Source organism: Microvirga sp. HS2, assembly GCF_055792805.1.
This window is the reverse complement of record NZ_JBVVAJ010000010.1, coordinates 103,309-118,369: the sequence shown is the minus strand read 5'-3', so window position 1 is coordinate 118,369 and position 15,061 is coordinate 103,309. Positions and strand designations below refer to the sequence as shown.

The 15,061-nt window shown below is 63.9% G+C and carries 14 protein-coding genes; 10 read left to right on the top strand and 4 right to left on the bottom strand.

The annotated features are described in order from the left end of the window. Positions 1 to 161 precede the first annotated feature (161 nt). Positions 162 to 1,325: an SDR family oxidoreductase gene (locus ACS5Q0_RS11580; protein ID WP_473126781.1), complete on the bottom strand. Its 1,164-nt coding sequence runs from the start codon at positions 1,323 to 1,325 to the stop codon at positions 162 to 164. Positions 1,326 to 1,766: 441 nt separating this feature from the next. Between ACS5Q0_RS11580 and ACS5Q0_RS11575 the strand changes: the two genes are divergently transcribed. The 6 genes from ACS5Q0_RS11575 (at position 1,767) to ACS5Q0_RS11550 (ending at position 7,062) form a co-directional block, all read left to right on the top strand. Continuing rightward, positions 1,767 to 2,177: a PRC-barrel domain-containing protein gene (locus ACS5Q0_RS11575; RefSeq protein WP_473126780.1), complete on the top strand. Its 411-nt coding sequence runs from the start codon at positions 1,767 to 1,769 to the stop codon at positions 2,175 to 2,177. 141 nt (positions 2,178 to 2,318) lie between these two features. Then, the gene (locus tag ACS5Q0_RS11570) at positions 2,319 to 3,077 is read left to right on the top strand and encodes a hypothetical protein (protein WP_473126779.1); all 759 of its coding nucleotides are present in this window, start codon (positions 2,319 to 2,321) and stop codon (positions 3,075 to 3,077) included. A gap of 498 nt (positions 3,078 to 3,575) precedes the next feature. After that, positions 3,576 to 4,442, top strand: coding sequence for a DMT family transporter (locus ACS5Q0_RS11565; RefSeq protein ID WP_473126778.1), 867 nt, complete (start codon positions 3,576 to 3,578; stop codon positions 4,440 to 4,442). Further along, complete coding sequence (locus ACS5Q0_RS11560; RefSeq protein WP_473126777.1) at positions 4,439 to 5,530, top strand: ATP-dependent DNA helicase; 1,092 nt, start codon at positions 4,439 to 4,441, stop codon at positions 5,528 to 5,530. Before ACS5Q0_RS11565 ends, ACS5Q0_RS11560 begins: the two co-directional genes overlap by 4 nt. Before the next feature lie 87 nt (positions 5,531 to 5,617). After that, the gene (locus ACS5Q0_RS11555; protein ID WP_473126827.1) at positions 5,618 to 5,791 is read left to right on the top strand and encodes a DUF1328 domain-containing protein; all 174 of its coding nucleotides are present in this window, start codon (positions 5,618 to 5,620) and stop codon (positions 5,789 to 5,791) included. Between the two features lie 182 nt (positions 5,792 to 5,973). Next, the gene (locus ACS5Q0_RS11550) at positions 5,974 to 7,062 is read left to right on the top strand and encodes a TRAP transporter substrate-binding protein (protein ID WP_473126776.1); all 1,089 of its coding nucleotides are present in this window, start codon (positions 5,974 to 5,976) and stop codon (positions 7,060 to 7,062) included. Positions 7,063 to 7,123: 61 nt separating this feature from the next. Here the strand turns inward: ACS5Q0_RS11550 and ACS5Q0_RS11545 are convergent, their stop codons facing one another. Then, entirely contained in the window at positions 7,124 to 7,957 is an 834-nt protein-coding gene (locus tag ACS5Q0_RS11545; protein ID WP_473126775.1) for a lytic murein transglycosylase, read from the bottom strand. A 138-nt stretch (positions 7,958 to 8,095) separates the two neighbouring features. On the opposite strand from ACS5Q0_RS11545, the gene ACS5Q0_RS11540 reads away from it, so the two are divergent. The 4 genes from ACS5Q0_RS11540 to ACS5Q0_RS11525 all read left to right on the top strand — a co-directional run bounded on the left by ACS5Q0_RS11540 (position 8,096) and on the right by ACS5Q0_RS11525 (position 11,496). Then, positions 8,096 to 8,734, top strand: a complete 639-nt coding sequence (locus ACS5Q0_RS11540; RefSeq protein WP_473126774.1) for a hypothetical protein — start codon at positions 8,096 to 8,098, stop codon at positions 8,732 to 8,734. Positions 8,735 to 8,923: 189 nt separating this feature from the next. Further along, a complete protein-coding gene (locus tag ACS5Q0_RS11535) occupies positions 8,924 to 10,231 on the top strand; it encodes a sensor histidine kinase (protein ID WP_473126826.1) in 1,308 nt (435 codons plus the stop codon). Further along, on the top strand, positions 10,222 to 10,647 hold the full coding sequence (arsC, locus tag ACS5Q0_RS11530) for an arsenate reductase (glutaredoxin) (RefSeq protein ID WP_473126773.1): 426 nt from the start codon (positions 10,222 to 10,224) through the stop codon (positions 10,645 to 10,647). The genes ACS5Q0_RS11535 and arsC overlap by 10 nt, the downstream gene beginning before the upstream one ends. 69 nt (positions 10,648 to 10,716) lie before the next feature. Next, entirely contained in the window at positions 10,717 to 11,496 is a 780-nt protein-coding gene (locus ACS5Q0_RS11525; protein WP_473126772.1) for an SDR family oxidoreductase, read from the top strand. 12 nt (positions 11,497 to 11,508) lie between these two features. Here ACS5Q0_RS11525 and ACS5Q0_RS11520 read toward each other — a convergent pair whose 3' ends face one another. Together ACS5Q0_RS11520 and lepA are read right to left on the bottom strand one after the other, a co-directional pair. After that, positions 11,509 to 12,759, bottom strand: a complete 1,251-nt coding sequence (locus tag ACS5Q0_RS11520; protein ID WP_473126771.1) for an MFS transporter — start codon at positions 12,757 to 12,759, stop codon at positions 11,509 to 11,511. Between the two features lie 248 nt (positions 12,760 to 13,007). Next, entirely contained in the window at positions 13,008 to 14,813 is a 1,806-nt protein-coding gene (gene lepA, locus ACS5Q0_RS11515; RefSeq protein ID WP_473126770.1) for a translation elongation factor 4, read from the bottom strand. Between the last annotated feature and the right edge of the window lie 248 nt (positions 14,814 to 15,061).

The following is a 15,061-nucleotide window of genomic DNA, read 5'->3' as shown; positions in this document are numbered from 1 at the left end:
TCGGGCTCATCTCCTGCGTCATCGCCGGCCTTGTTGCCGGTGATCCCGATTGCTTGAAGCACCGTGCTTTTCGGATCGGGATGGCCGGGACGAGCCCGGCCATGACGAGAGAGCTGGAGGCTGTGACACGGCGAAGGGCGATCGGCGCTCCGCTGCCGGGGTCAGTGGCGCGGCTGCGGACGGCCTTCGCCAGCGCCGCGCTGGCTGATGTGGCCGGGCCCCATAGTGCGCTTGTCGTGGCCGTTGCCGCTGCGCCGCATGGTGGGCTGGTAGCGTGGCGTCGGCCGCTTGGAGCGGGGCGTGCGGCGCGTGCCGCCCGCGAACGGCGCAAGCACGAGGCTTGCGATCGCCGCGCCGACGCCCGCTAGAACGGCCGCCGTCGTGAAGGGGTGGAGCTGTGCTTCGAGCAGCAGGCTCGTCTTGCGCGGCTCGCCAGGCAGGGACGAATACATGTCGCCGTCCTCGCGGGCGCGATAAAGATTGTCGCGCATCTGACGGCGTTCGGGTTGATGGGTCGTCTGGGAGCCGTAGCCCGTCACCTCCATCGCCTTGTCCAGGAGGCGCGGCGCGACCTTGCCCATGGCGCCGATCACCCAGCCCCCGAAGCCGATGGTGAGTTCGCGCCTGTGGTGCTCCGCCGCGAAGACGATCGCCTTGGCGACGAGATGCGGATCGTAGCTCGGAGGCGGAACGGCGGCCTCCTTGTCGAGATAATTGCGGGCATGCTCGACGTAGGGCGTATCGATGGAGGAGGGCTTGATGAGGGTCACGGCAATCGGCGCACCCTGTTCCTCCAGTTCCATGCGCAGCCCGTCTGTGAAGGCTTTCACGGCATGCTTCGAGGCCGAGTATTGTGTCTGCAGGATCATGGTGCGCTCGGACAGGACGCTGCCGACATTGATGATGGTGCCGCCGCGCTGGCGCAGGTGTTCCGCCGCGATCAGCGATCCGTTGACGACGCCCCAGTAATTCACCTCGAACAGCTGCCGCTGATCTTCCAGAGGGATCTTGTCGAGGCGCCCGTAGAGAGCCACAGCGGCGTCGTTCACCCAGGTGTCGAACCCGCCGAACGTGTCGATGGCGGTGCGGGCGATCCGTTCGAGATCCTCGCGCTTGCTCACGTCCGCCGGCACCGCGGTGGCGCGGGTGCCGCCCCGGCTGAGCTCATCGGCGACCTTGCGTAGCGCCTCCTCGTTGCGGGCCGCCAGCACGAGGCCTTTGACGCCGCGCGAGGCGAAGTCATGCGCTGTCGCGAGGCCGATGCCGCTGGATGCGCCCGTGATGACGACCACTTGCTCCTCGACCGGCTTCTGTCGAACGGGCATGGCAATCTCCTTCGTTGTCCTGGGGGCAAAGCGAGGGTCAACGTGAGCGTCATGGCGGGGTTCCTATGGCAGCGCTTCGCGGCTGTCCAAGTCCGCGAGGCGAGTCTTTGGAGGCAACTCGCTGCGGCGATGCACTACGCGCCAAAACACGTGGATGCCCGGCACGGGGCCCGCCATGACGATGGAGCTTGGTCGGCCGCATCCACCATCGTCATGGCCGCGCTTGGTCCGGTCATCCAGGTCTCCGGAAGCGCCGCGTCGAAAGATGCGCTCCCCCGGGTCCCGGGCAGGAATGACAATCGCCTGTGCCGGAGAGACGGGCTCCAAACCGTGCCCGGTCCAAAACCTTGCAATGGCTCGCAAAAGCGCAGGGCCGCCGACCGGAACGGCTTCTGTGCGGGAGCGTTGCCTTTAGACCTTACCGATGAAGGGAGCGAGAGAATGGAGACGACGGTACAAAGCAGTGACGTCCGCGAAACTCATAACCTGATCGCCAGCGACAAGGTGGAAGGGACCCCGGTGCGACGCTCGGATGGCGAGAAGATCGGAACGATCGAGCGCGTCATGATCGAGAAGCGGTCCGGCAAGGTTGCCTATGCCGTCATGAGCTTCGGCGGCTTCATGGGTCTGGGCGAGGAATACTACACGCTGCCCTGGAGCGTTCTGAAATACAACGTCGAGCTCGACGCCTATGAGCTTAACCTATCGGAAGACCAACTGCGTGGCGCTCCGCGCCGGACCGCCGAGGGGCATGACGCCTCTTACGACCGGGAGTGGGAGGAGCATGTCCACCGCTACTACAACGCCACCCCCTATTGGGGCGAAAGCGACCCGATGAGCACCGGGCGCTGAGGCGAAAACCTTCCCTGAAAAGAAAAATCGCCCGGCTCTCACCGGGCGATTTTTATGCCCTTGCGCCAAGTGACGAGGATGACCCCTCTCTCGGCGCAGGGAGCATGCTTGGCTTAGCGCTTGCGAGCCTTCGAGGGGCTCTTGCGGGCGCTCGTCGAGCGCTTGGCGACCTTGCCGGACTTCTTCGTTGCGGAAGTGCGGCTGGACGCAGCGGCTGCGCGCTTCGTCGTCTTGGCGGGGGTCTTCTTGGCAGAGGACTTCGCCGTGCTGCGGCCGGTGCTGCGAGCAGCGGACTTGCGAGCCGTCGTCGAGCGGGCCGACGAGGTGCGAGCGGTGCTCTTGCGGGCCGTGGACGTGCGAGCAGCGGACTTCTTGGCAGCCGACTTGGGAGCCGACTTCGCAGCAGTCTTCTTCGCAGCGGTCTTCTTGGCAGTGGTCTTCTTGGCGGCCGTCTTCTTGGCCGTGGACTTCACGGCCGACTTGGCCGAGGTCCGCTTGGCGGCCGTCTTCTTGGCAGCCGTCTTCGTGGCAGAAGACTTCGCAGCCGACCTCGTCGAGGTCTTCTTGGCAGCGGTCTTCTTGGCAGCGGTCTTCGTGCCGGCCTTCTTCGTGCTCTTGCGAGCCGACGAGGTGCTGGCCTTCTTGGCGCTGGTCTTGCTGGAGCTTTTCTTGGCTCCGCTTCTCTTCTTGGTGCTGGTCGCACCGGTGTCACCCGTGAACAACGCTGTCAGCGGGTTCTTGTTGTCTGTCGGCATAGCCGCCTCCTTCAAGGGCCTTCGCGTGCAACCGTCACGCTTGCAAGGCAACGTCGTTATACCAAGGGGGTTCCGACTAACGAAAAGTGTAGAAAGTAGAATTCGTACTTTTTCTGTGGATACTTTGGCCGCGAGAGTACCCTGAACTTGCACATTCAGCACGCGATAGAAGGCGCGCGAGCCGACTCGGAGAGACTCTTCTTGGGACTGTTCGGCATCACTTCGGCTCTATCAGACTAGTTTTGATCGCTACTATAAAGCCTTTCAAAATCAATGTCTTAAATGTGCGATGGTCGATGCCGCCGCTGCTCGTGGCGATCAGTATCGCGCGTCGGAAGCGTCGTCTCGAAGAGGTGGATCGATCACGTCGAAGAGACGTCGAAAGGATGGTTTGCGACGGTTGAAAATTTTTTCGCCGACCCACCCCGAAAAATGCCTCGCGCAGGTGTCGGCGATGCGCGTCGATGCGTCACGCGACTCCAGAATCACTTCGCGCATGCCCTGACGTTGCGACAGGAGGGACGCTGATTTCGACGTCATGCGTGCGCGGCGCGGACGCGGCAACCTGACTCCCGCACGGCCCTTCACGCGGTGCGCGAGGCGCGGTAAGCGAGGGTGGTCAATCAGCTCTCCGTGGTCCGTCTTGTCCCATCGCCATCTCATCGCCGTCGTCGCCTGGATGACCGGCGCGCTCCTCGCCTTCTCCGCAACAGCTGTCGCCGTTCGCGCGCTCGCGCCGGACTTCTCGGTGTTCGAAATGCTGGCGGTCCGCAACCTCGCGGGCGTTGCGATCCTGCTCCTCCTCGCAGGCATCAGACCCGAGCTGAGACCCGGACTCAAACCGCGCCGCTTTCCGCTTCATCTCGCGCGCAACGTCCTGCATTTCGCGGGCACCGACGGCTGGACTTTCAGCCTCACGCTTCTGCCGCTGGCCACCGTGTTCGCGCTTGAGTTCACGGCGCCCGCATGGGTCGCGCTGCTGGCAATCCCGCTGCTTCAGGAGCGAATGACCCGAGGGCGTTTCGTGGCCGTGGTTCTCGGCTTTGCCGGTGTTCTCGTCATCCTTCGCCCGGGCCTGGAAACCTTGCAGCCGGCCAGTTTTCTGATGCTGGGCGTCGCCTTCTCCTTCGCGCTCGTCGCCATCATGACGAAGCGCCTGACCCGAACGGAGAGCACCTTCTCGATCCTCTTCTTCATGAATCTGCTGCAACTGCCCATGAACCTCGCCGGCGTCGGCCGCGCCTTCTGGCTCGCGGTCACGCCGGCTCATTTCCTGCCGTTCATCGGCATCTGCGTGGGCGGCCTGCTGTCGCATTACTGCCTGACCAACGCGTATCGCCGCGGCGATGCCACCATGGTCGTGCCGCTCGACTTCATGCGTATTCCCCTGATCGCCTTCGTCGGCTGGCAGCTCTATGGTGAGCCGCTCGATCCTTATGTGTTTCTCGGCAGCGCCTGCATCGTCGTCGGCCTGCTCTACAATCTGAACCGCGAGGCGAAATCGTCATGACCTGGTCGCCCCAGCAGGATGCCGCTCTGAAAGCCGTGGCCGATTGGCTCCGGCGCGGAGATCGTCCCGTCTTCCGTCTCTTCGGTTACGCGGGCACCGGCAAGACGACGCTCGCGCGCCACGTCGCGGAAGGCGTGGACGGAGAGGTGAGCTTCGGCGCCTACACGGGCAAGGCGGCCCTCGTGCTGCGCAACAAGGGCTGCGCGGATGCGTCCACCATCCACTCCATGATCTACCGCTCGCGGGAAGGGGATGAGAACGGGCCGCAATTCGTCATCAACCGGCAGAGCCAGGCCGCCAAGTCCGACCTCATCGTGATCGACGAGTGCTCCATGGTCGACGAGGAGCTGGGGCGCGATCTCCTGTCGTTCGGCAAGCCGGTTCTCGTGCTCGGCGATCCGGCGCAATTGCCGCCGGTGAAAGGCGGAGGGTTCTTCACGGAAGCCGAGCCGGACGTGATGCTGACCGAGGTCCACCGGCAGGCCAAGGACAACCCGATCGTTCATCTGTCCCTGAAGGTGCGGGAGGGCGGCAGGCTCGAGCCCGGGATCTATGGCGAGAGCCGCATCATCCGTCGCCGCGAGATCGACGCCACGACCGTCATGGCCGCCGATCAGGTGCTGGTCGGTCTCAACAAGACGCGCCGCCTCTACAACACGCGCCTGCGCGAACTGAACGGCTATCGCGATCCGATGCCGGCTGCGGGCGAGAAGCTCGTGTGCCTGCGCAACGACAAGACCAAGGGGCTGCTCAACGGCGGCACGTGGAGCATCCAGGCCCTGCGCGGCATCCGCAACGACTTCATCCGCATGGACGTGGTGCCCGACGACGACGTGCGCCGCAAATCCGTGGAGGTGGCGGTTCACAAGGCCTTCTTCGAGGGGACGGAGGAGGAGGTGCCGTTCCCGCTGCGGCGCGAGTCCGACGAGTTTACCTACGGCTATGCGCTGACGGTCCACAAGGCTCAGGGCTCGCAATGGGACGACCTCGTGCTCTTCGACGAGTCCTATGCCTTCCGGGAGCATCGCAGCCGGTGGCTCTATACGGGCCTGACCCGCGCCGCCGACAAGGTGACCGTCGTGATGTGATCGCAGGGCCGGGGCAGCGGGTCGAAAGGAACCTGCGCGAAGCTGGGCGCTTATACGTCAAGCTGAACCGTGAACGAGGCTTCGACGATGCTGAAATGGGCGCTGATCTTTCTCGTGGTGTCTCTGATCGCGGGAGCATTGGGATTCACGGGCGTCGCTTCCGGAGCCAAGACGATCGCCAAGATCCTCTTCGGCCTGTTCCTGCTCGCCTTCATCGTCCTCGTGCTTCTGGCCTGGAGCGCGGGTCAGCTCATCCTTTAAGCTAAGGCGTCGCTCCACGCAGGGAGTATATGCATCCGCTGCATGATGCCTCTGCTTTCAGGACAGTGCTTTCTCGTCTCCGGAGCCTTATGAGGGTGTCTCCTTTTTTACATTTCAAGACGTCGGGTTGAAACTTTATGTCTCGCCGGCGCATTGAAATCTTCTTTCGTGAAAGAGACGCCATGAAACGCCGTGCATTCATCCAGGCAGCCGCCATCGGCGCGGCTGCAGGAACCATCGCCAAACCGGCCATCGCGCAATCGGCTCCCGAGATCCGCTGGCGCATGACCTCCGCCTTCCCGAAATCCCTCGACACCCTGTTCGGCGGCGGCGAGACCTTCGCGAGGCTCGTGTCCGAGGCGACGGACGGCAAGTTCCAGATCCAGCCCTTCGCGCCGGGCGAGATCGTCGGCGCGCCGCAGGCGGCAGACGCGATCGCGGCCGGCACGGTCGAGATGGGGCACACCTGCTCCTACTATTACGTGGGCAAGGATCCGACCTTCGCCATCGGCACCAATCTGCCCTTCGGCCTGAATTCCCGTCAGACCAATGCCTGGCTCTATCACGGCGGCGGCAACGAGCTGCTCAACGACTTCTACGCCAAGCACAACCTCTACGCTCTGCCCGCCGGCAACACCGGCGCCCAGATGGGCGGCTGGTTCCGCAAAGAGATCAAGACCGTCGAGGACCTCAAGGGCCTCAAGATGCGCATCGCGGGCCTCGCCGGGCAGATCATGACGAAGCTCGGCGTCGTGCCGCAGCAGATCGCGGGCGGCGATCTCTACCCGTCGCTCGAGCGCGGCACCATCGACGCCGCCGAGTGGGTGGCGCCGTACGACGACGACAAGCTCGGCCTGAACAAGGTCGCGCCGTTCTACTACTATCCGGGCTTCTGGGAAGGCGGACCGGCGATCCACATGTTCATCAACCTGCAGAAGTGGAAGGAGCTGCCGAAGGCTTATCAGGCCGCGATCCAGGCCGCTGCGGGCTACGTGAACGTGGACACGCAGGCCAAGTACGATGCCAAGAACCCGGCGGGCCTGCGCAACCTCATCGGCAACGGCGCGCAGCTGCGTCCCTTCTCGCAGGAGATCATGGAAGCCGCCTACAAGGCCGCCAACGAGATCTATGACGATATCTCGGCCAAGAACCCGGACTTCAAGAAGATCTACGAGAGCTACAAGGCCTTCCGCGGCGAGGAGTATCTCTGGTTCCAAGTGGCCGAGTACGCCTACGATACCTTCATGATCCGCGCCCGCGCGCGGGGCTGATCAGCAAACCATCGTCAGGACAAGGCGGGCCGTCGTGCCCGCCTTTTCTTTTGCGGAGGGCTCACTGCCCCTGGAAGGCGGACGTGTCTCCGCCCGCGAGCTTGGTGGCGTAAAACGCGATGGTCTGCGCATAGACCTGCGACTTGTTCCAGGCGCGGATGGCCTCGAAATTCGCAGTGCCCGGCGACCAGTCGCCGCCTCGCGCCCAGCCGTGCGCCTTCAGGTAATTCGCTGTCGAGGCCAGCACATCGGCGGGGCTGTGGAGCAGATCGGCGCGCCCGTCGCCGTCGAAATCGACGGCGTATTTCACGTAGTTCGAAGGCATGAACTGCGTCTGCCCCATCTCGCCGGCCCAAGCGCCGCGCATCTCGTCCGGCGTCAGATCTCCCCGATCGACAATGCGCAGCGCGTCGAAGAGATGAGCCTGGAAGAATTCCGAGCGGCGGCAATCAAAGGCCAGCGTCGCGACGGAACGGATCACGGGGAGCTTGCCCTTCACCGCGCCGAAATCGGTCTCCAGTCCCCAGATCGCCACGAGAATAGGGGCCGGCACACCATAGCGCTGCTCGATCCGCGAGAGCGTGCCAGCATGCCTCTTCAGCATGTTCGCTCCACCCTTCAGGCGGGCAGGGGACACCATGCGCCCGGCAAATTGTGCAAAACTCTGCTTGAACACGCCCTGGCCACGATCCCGGTTGATGATGCCTTGATCGAAGGTCACACCCGACAGGCCCTGCCTGACCGCTTGGGGCGAGATGCCGCGAGCGATAGCCTCCTGCTCGATGTCGCCGAGCCATTTCTCGAAACCGGCGGGATCGCGGCAGGTCGCCGCCGAGGCCTGTCCCGCCGCAAGAAGAAGGGTTGCAATGATCGAGGCGCGCACCAAAGCCCTCATGTGCTCTCTCCCAGTTTCGTTTGGTTCTTGAGCGAGGTAGGGCCATCGGCGGGCAACTCAAGGCCAAGGCTCGACAGGCAACCTGCGCAGTTCTCAGGCGTTGCTACCAGCAGAATGAGGTTCGAGGATCTTCAGGACATGGGCAAGAAGCTTGCATTGCTTTCTGGTGTCGTGGCTTTGGCGGCGGTGCTGTCCGGGACGCCGGACGCCGACGCCGCGAAGGTCCCGATCGAGACTTCCGCCCATCTCGCGGACGACGTCCAGGTCCGGTTCGATCCTCAGTCGCGTCAAACCCGCGTCGCCGGTTTCGTCGGTTCGAGCCAGTGTTTCGCATTCGCGTTGCCGCAGGAATGGCGTTCCATGTCGGGCGGATTGGAAACACGCCTGAAATCGGCTCGGTCCGACGCGGAACTTCAGGTGAGCCTTCGATCCTCGCATGAACTCCGCGGCCTGCCGCAGCCGGACCTGACGAGCCGGGATGCGGCGCTGCTGCAGCAGGATTATGAGAACCTCCTCGGACGCCCCGCGCAATCGGTCTCCCTGGCCTCGCTTTCGCCCGGAGCGAGCCGGTGGTCGGCGACCTGGGTCGATGCCAATCTCCCGGGCGGTCCCATGACCGTCGAAGCCTTCATCGTTCCTCTGTCCGAGGATTGGGTGCTCGAACTCTCCTTTTCACGTCTCAACGCCGAGGAGGAATACAACTCCCTCTCGCGCAGCCTCCTGACGGGTCTGAGCGTGCATCAGGGGGCGCGATGCACCAGCCACGCGGCTTTCTGATCGGCCGGAAGCCTGAATGAGAGCCGGTCTTCGTGGAAAGGCCGGAAAGACGAGGGGGACGCCGAACGGATGCGGTTTCCTCTTCTGCTCTTGCAGACTATGTAGAAGCCTCTGTTTCTCCTCCGGTAAAAAGCTCGTTTCTTGCTCACTCGTTATACAAAGCTCGTTCCGGCCAATTCTCCTCTCGCGATGGGGATAGCGGTCGGGTGTGTCGCTTTAGCCACGGGTGTGCGGGTCGCCTTGTCAGCGATCATCGGCCCCACGGCTCCCTTCATCACCATGTTCCCCGCCGTTCTGGTGGCGACGATCGTCGGAGGGCTCAGGCCGGGTTTGCTAGCGACCGCTTTGTGCATTGCGGCGACCTGGTTCTTCTTCTTTTCGCCGGGTTTGACCTTCGGCCCCGTCTCGGTGGCGGATGTGACGAGCATCCTCTTCTTTACCTTGGGGGCACTGCTGATGGTTCTCGTGGCCACGTCCATGCGGCGCGCGGTCCAGCGTCTCGAGGAGGCTCAGGAGAAACTGCTCGCGGCTTTGGATGCGTCGAACACCGGCACATGGCGCTGGGACATTCAGAAGGACATCGTCGAATGGGATCCGGCGATGGTCAACGTCTTTGGAATCGGCATCCGGAAGATGCCACGGAACGTCGAGGAGTTCGCCGCCCTCATTCACCCCGATGATCGCGACTATGCGAGAGCTGTGATTGCGAATGCCATTAAGGACGGGCGGACCATCGAATATGAGTTCCGCGCTCTGCTCCCGGGGGGCGAGGAGCGATGGATTTATGACCGCAGCCGCGCCATCTACGATGCCGAAGGAGAGCCGCTCTATATGATCGGCGCATGCTTGGACATCACCGGCCGCAAGAGGGCCGAGGAGCGTCAGTCGCTCCTGATCCACGAGCTCAATCACCGGGTCAAGAACACTCTAGCGACGGTCCAATCCCTCGCCATCCAGACCGTGCGCAGCAGTCCCGATCCGGAAGCGTTTCAGTCCAATTTCATGGCGCGTCTGATGGCGCTCTCCGCCACCCACGATCTCCTGACCCAGACCTACTGGGAGAGCACCTCGCTCAGCGAGGTGCTCGACGCCGAATTGCGTCCCCATGGAGGGATTGATCAGAAGCGCATCAAGGCGCAGGGAGGAACCGTGAAGCTCAAGCCTCAGCAGGCTCTGAGCCTCGGCATGGCCTTCCATGAGCTGGCGACCAACGCCACGAAATATGGCGCCCTCTCGTCGGCCGAGGGGAATGTCACGATTACGTGGCGCGTCGAAAGCCTTGACGCCGGCTCGCGCCAGCTCCTCATTCACTGGCGGGAGCAGGGCGGTCCGCCCGTGACGAAGCCCAGACGTCAAGGCTTCGGAACGCGCCTCATCGACCGCAGCATCGCGCATGAGCTCGGCGGCTGCATCGAAGCGGACTATTCGCCATCCGGCCTTGAATGCCGGATCAGGATTCCACTGACGGATTCATCAGGAGACGGATCATGGACGTGATCATCTATCACAATCCTCAATGCGGCACCTCCCGCAACACATTGGGCCTGATCCGCAATGCCGGCATCGAGCCGCACATCATCGAATACCTGAAGACGCCTCCGACCCGCCTTCTCCTGCGGCAGCTCATCGCGCGAATGGGAGTGAGCGTGCGCGATGTGATCCGCGAGAAGGGAACGCCGTTTCACGAGCTCGGCCTCGACGATCCCTCCGTCACCGACGATCAGTTGCTCGATGCGATGATCGCGCATCCCATCCTGATCAATCGCCCCATCGTCGTCACGCCCATGGGCGTCCGTCTCTGCCGTCCTTCCGAGCTCGTCCTCGACATTCTGCCGCCGCAGCTGGGCGAGTTCCGGAAGGAGGATGGGGAACTCGTGGTGGATGCCTCCGGAAGACGCGCCGGAACAGCCTGAAGATCGAGGAACAAGCCGCTTCTCCTTCGGTTCAGCCTGTGACGGTTCCGTCATGGAGGAGAAACCGACATGGAGCTTCAGGGTAAGGTTGCGCTTGTGACAGGCGCGGGGTCGGGCATCGGCAAGGCCGCAGCCCTGCGCTTCGCGCGGGAGGGCGCGATGGTGGGGGTTCTGAGCCACACCGAGGACGAGATCCGCGAGACGGCGGAGGAGATCGTCAACGCCGGCGGAAAGGCCATTCCGCTCGTGGCGGACGTGGCGGACGACGCCCGGATGAGGGCGGCCGTGGCAGGTTTGATCGAAGCCTATGGCCGTCTCGATATCGTCTTCGCCAATGCGGGCATCAACGGCGTGTGGGCTCCCATCGACGAGTTGCGGCCGGAGGAATGGGACCGCACCATCAACACGAACCTGCGCGGAACCTATCTGACCCTTCACCATGCCGTGCCGCATCTGAAACGGGCCGGCGGCTCGATCATCATCACGGCGTCCATCAACGGTTCGCGCACCTTCACGAGCGCGGGCGCGACCGCCTATTCCGCCACCAAGGCCGCGCAAGTGGCGATGGCGCAGATGCTGGCGGTCGAGTTGGCCAAGCATAAGATCCGGGTCAACGTGGTCTGCCCCGGCAGGATCGACACGGAGATCCAGGACAACACCCAGCGGCGGAACACCGAAGAGGCCAGGGTGCCCGCCGAGTTTCCCGAAGGCCCCATTCCGCTTACGGGGAGCGAGCCGGGGACGAGCGAAGAGGTGGCCGAACTCGTGCTCTTTCTCGCCTCCGACCGTGCCCGGCACATCACCGGTACGCCGGTGTGGATCGACGGCGGGCAGTCGCTCGTGGTGTGAAGGCGCCCTCCGTCAGTGGGCGCTCTCGTGGGCCGGCGCCAGCGCCGTGCCCACGGGAATTGTGGGCTCCGGAACGAAGCCTTCCTTGTCCTCGTCCGACGGGGCAGGGCGCTGCAGGCTCCGGTAAGCTCCCCACAAGGCCATCAGAGCCTGTGCCACAATGACCACATAGGGAAGGCCGGTTCTCCCGAACTGCGACATCGCCATGCCGGAGACGATCGGTCCCGATGCGGCGCCCAATCCCTGAAGAATGAGAAGGCCGCCCGAGGCCGACACGAATTCGCCGGGCTTGACCATGTCGTTCACGTGCGCAGTGACAATGCTGTAGGTGGGAATGACGCTGCCGCCGAAAATCGCCCCATAGATGAAGAGCAGCCAGACGGCCACGTTGCCGGGAACGAAGTGGATGAGTGCGGTCAGGATCGTCGCCGCCATCGCCGATGCGCCGATGATGACGTAGCGCCTGTCCATGCGGTCGGAGAGCCAGCCGAGGGGCCAGGTGGTCAGGAAGCCGCCGAGCGTTCCGCAGGCCATGAAGACGGCGATCTCTGTCGTGCTCAATCCCCGTTGCTGAGCCCAGACGGGGCCGAGGGCAAAGAACGAGCTTGTCGTCACGCCACAGAGAACGGCTGCGATCACGCCGAAGGGGGACTGGCGGTAGAGACGCTTCAGGTTGATCGAGACCTCCCCGACCGCGTGCGCGGGTGCGCTGGCGCGCGAGAGGGCGGTGGGCACCAGTGCGAGAGAGATGAGAATGGCGGCGAAGCAGAACAATCTGAAGCCCGCAGGATCGCTCGTCGGCAGGAGCATCTGCCCCCCGATCCCCGCGATCAGCCCCGTCATGCCGTAAAAGCCAAGAATCTGGCCGCGGTTCTGAGGCGTCGCGGCGGCGTTGAGCCAGCTCTCCACGACGATGAACAGGCCGGCGAAGCAGAAGCCGGTGACCCCTCTCGCTGCGATCCAGACCGCGGGCGAGATCACCAGAAGATGCAGCAGGGCGACGGATGAGGCGACGGCCGCAAGAGCGGCGAAGGTGCGGGCATGGCCGACCTGCTTGATGACCCGGCCCGCCCAGAGAGAGCCGACGACGATGCCGACCCAGAAGGCGGCACCGACGGCGCCGATCTGCGTCGGCGAAAAGTCCTCAAGTCCCCCGCGCACGCTCAGCAGCGTCCCTTGCAGGGTGTTGCCGATCTGCATGAGGGCGTAACCGAAGAGAAGCGCGAAGAGGGTCGGCAGCGTGTTCCGCAGTGAAGTAGGCATGGCTCTCCCAAGTCGGACCCGGTGGCCCGGCGCATGGTTGGCGAACGACCTCAAGCCCAACCGACGTGCCAAAGCCCGGCGTCGAAAGTGACACCGTGCTGCGGACGAACAACGATGGAGGCTATGAGCCCTGTGCGAGAGTTGAACTCTGCCCGTGGGGCGAGGTTCCGAAGATCATGCGCCACAGCAAAAGGCCCGGCTTGCGGAACAAGCCGGGCCTTTTGAAAATGCATGCGCTCCGCGCCGGCTCAGGAATCCATCTTGAGCGCGGCGATGAAGGCTTCCTGCGGAATGTCGACCTTGCCATACTGGCGCATGCGCTTCTTGCCTTCCTTCTGCTTGTCGAGCAGCTTGCGCTTGCGGCTGGCGTCGCCGCCGTAGCACTTGGCGGTCACGTCCTTGCGCAGCGCGCGGATGGTTTCGCGCGCGATGATCTTGCCTCCGATGGCCGCCTGCACCGGAATCTGGAACATGTGCGGCGGAATCAGCTCCTTCAGCTTCTCGCACATGGCGCGTCCGCGACCCTCGGCGCGGGTGCGGTGCACCAGCATCGAGAGCGCATCCACCGGCTCTCCGTTCACCAGCACCGACATCTTCACGAGATCACCCTCGCGGTAGTCGGAGATATGGTAATCGAACGAGGCGTAGCCCTTCGAGACCGACTTCAGGCGGTCGTAGAAATCGAACACCACCTCGTTGAGCGGCAGATCGTAGACCACCATGGCGCGCTTGCCGACATAGTTGAGGTCGATCTGCACGCCGCGGCGGTCCTGGCAGAGCTTCAGCACCGCGCCGAGATAATCGTCGGGCGTGAGGATCGTGGCGCGGATCCACGGCTCCTCGATGGTCTCGATCTGCATCACGTCCGGCATGTCGGCCGGATTGTGAAGCTCCCTGACCGAGCCGTCGCGCATGCGCAGGTGATAGACCACGGAAGGCGCGGTGGAGATGAGGTCGAGGTTGAACTCGCGCTCCAGGCGCTCCTGGATGATCTCGAGATGCAGAAGGCCCAGGAAGCCGCAGCGGAAGCCGAAGCCCAGCGCGGCCGAGGTCTCCATCTCATAGGTGAAGCTCGCGTCGTTCAGACGCAGCTTGCCCATGGCGGCGCGAAGGTTTTCGAAGTCGGCGGCATCCACGGGGAAGAGGCCGCAGAACACCACCGGCTGCACGGGCTTGAAGCCGGGCAGCGCTTCGGCCGTCGGCTTGCGCTCGTCGGTGATGGTGTCGCCGACGCGGGTATCGGCCACTTCCTTGATTGAGGCGGTGAGGAAACCGACCTCGCCCGGGCCGAGCACTTCCACATCGGTCATCTTGGGCCGGAACACGCCGACCTTGTCGACGCCGTAGGTGGCTCCGGTTCCCATCATCTTGATGGTCTGGCCCTTCTTCAGGGTGCCGTCGATGATGCGCACGAGCACGACCACGCCGAGATAGGCGTCGTACCAGGAATCGACGAGCATCGCCTTCAGCGGCGCTTCCTTGTCGCCCTTGGGCGGCGGCAGCTTCTTGACGATCGCCTCCAGCACGCCCTCGATGTTCAGCCCGGTCTTCGCCGAGATCGGAACCGCGTCCGAGGCGTCGATGCCGATCACCTCCTCGATCTGCTCCTTGATCCGGTCCGGATCGGCGGCGGGCAGGTCGATCTTGTTGAGGACGGGCACGATCTCGTGGTTGGCGTCGATGGCTTGGTAGACGTTGGCGAGCGTCTGGGCCTCGACGCCCTGGGAGGCGTCGACGACCAGCAGCGATCCTTCGCAGGCGGCGAGCGACCGGGAGACCTCGTAGGCGAAGTCCACGTGGCCGGGGGTGTCCATGAGGTTCAGGATATAGGTCTGACCGTCCTGGGCCTTGTATTCGAGGCGCACGGTCTGGGCCTTGATGGTGATGCCGCGCTCGCGCTCGATGTCCATGTTGTCGAGCACCTGCTCCGTCATTTCACGGGCGGAGAGCGCCCCCGTGGTCTGGATCAGGCGGTCGGCCAAGGTCGACTTGCCGTGGTCGATATGCGCCACGATGGAGAAATTCCGGATATTGTCGAACGTACGTACGGTCATCGCTAAACTCGGCGGGCATGAAACCCTGTGGGCCGGGCAATAGCAGCCCGGCCCCGTAATGCCAAGGGAAGGCGGTGCCGCGCCGACGTTTTGGCTGCCCGGCAGGGCGGCGCTCGCCTCGTCGAGCCCGCATCCAAACCAGAATATCGGGGTGGCGGAACCTCGGCACAACCCGGTCGAGAGCGGCAATGCCGGTCATGGCCCGGAAAGGCGAGCCACGGACGTAGGGGAGGATTGCGAGGGGGAGG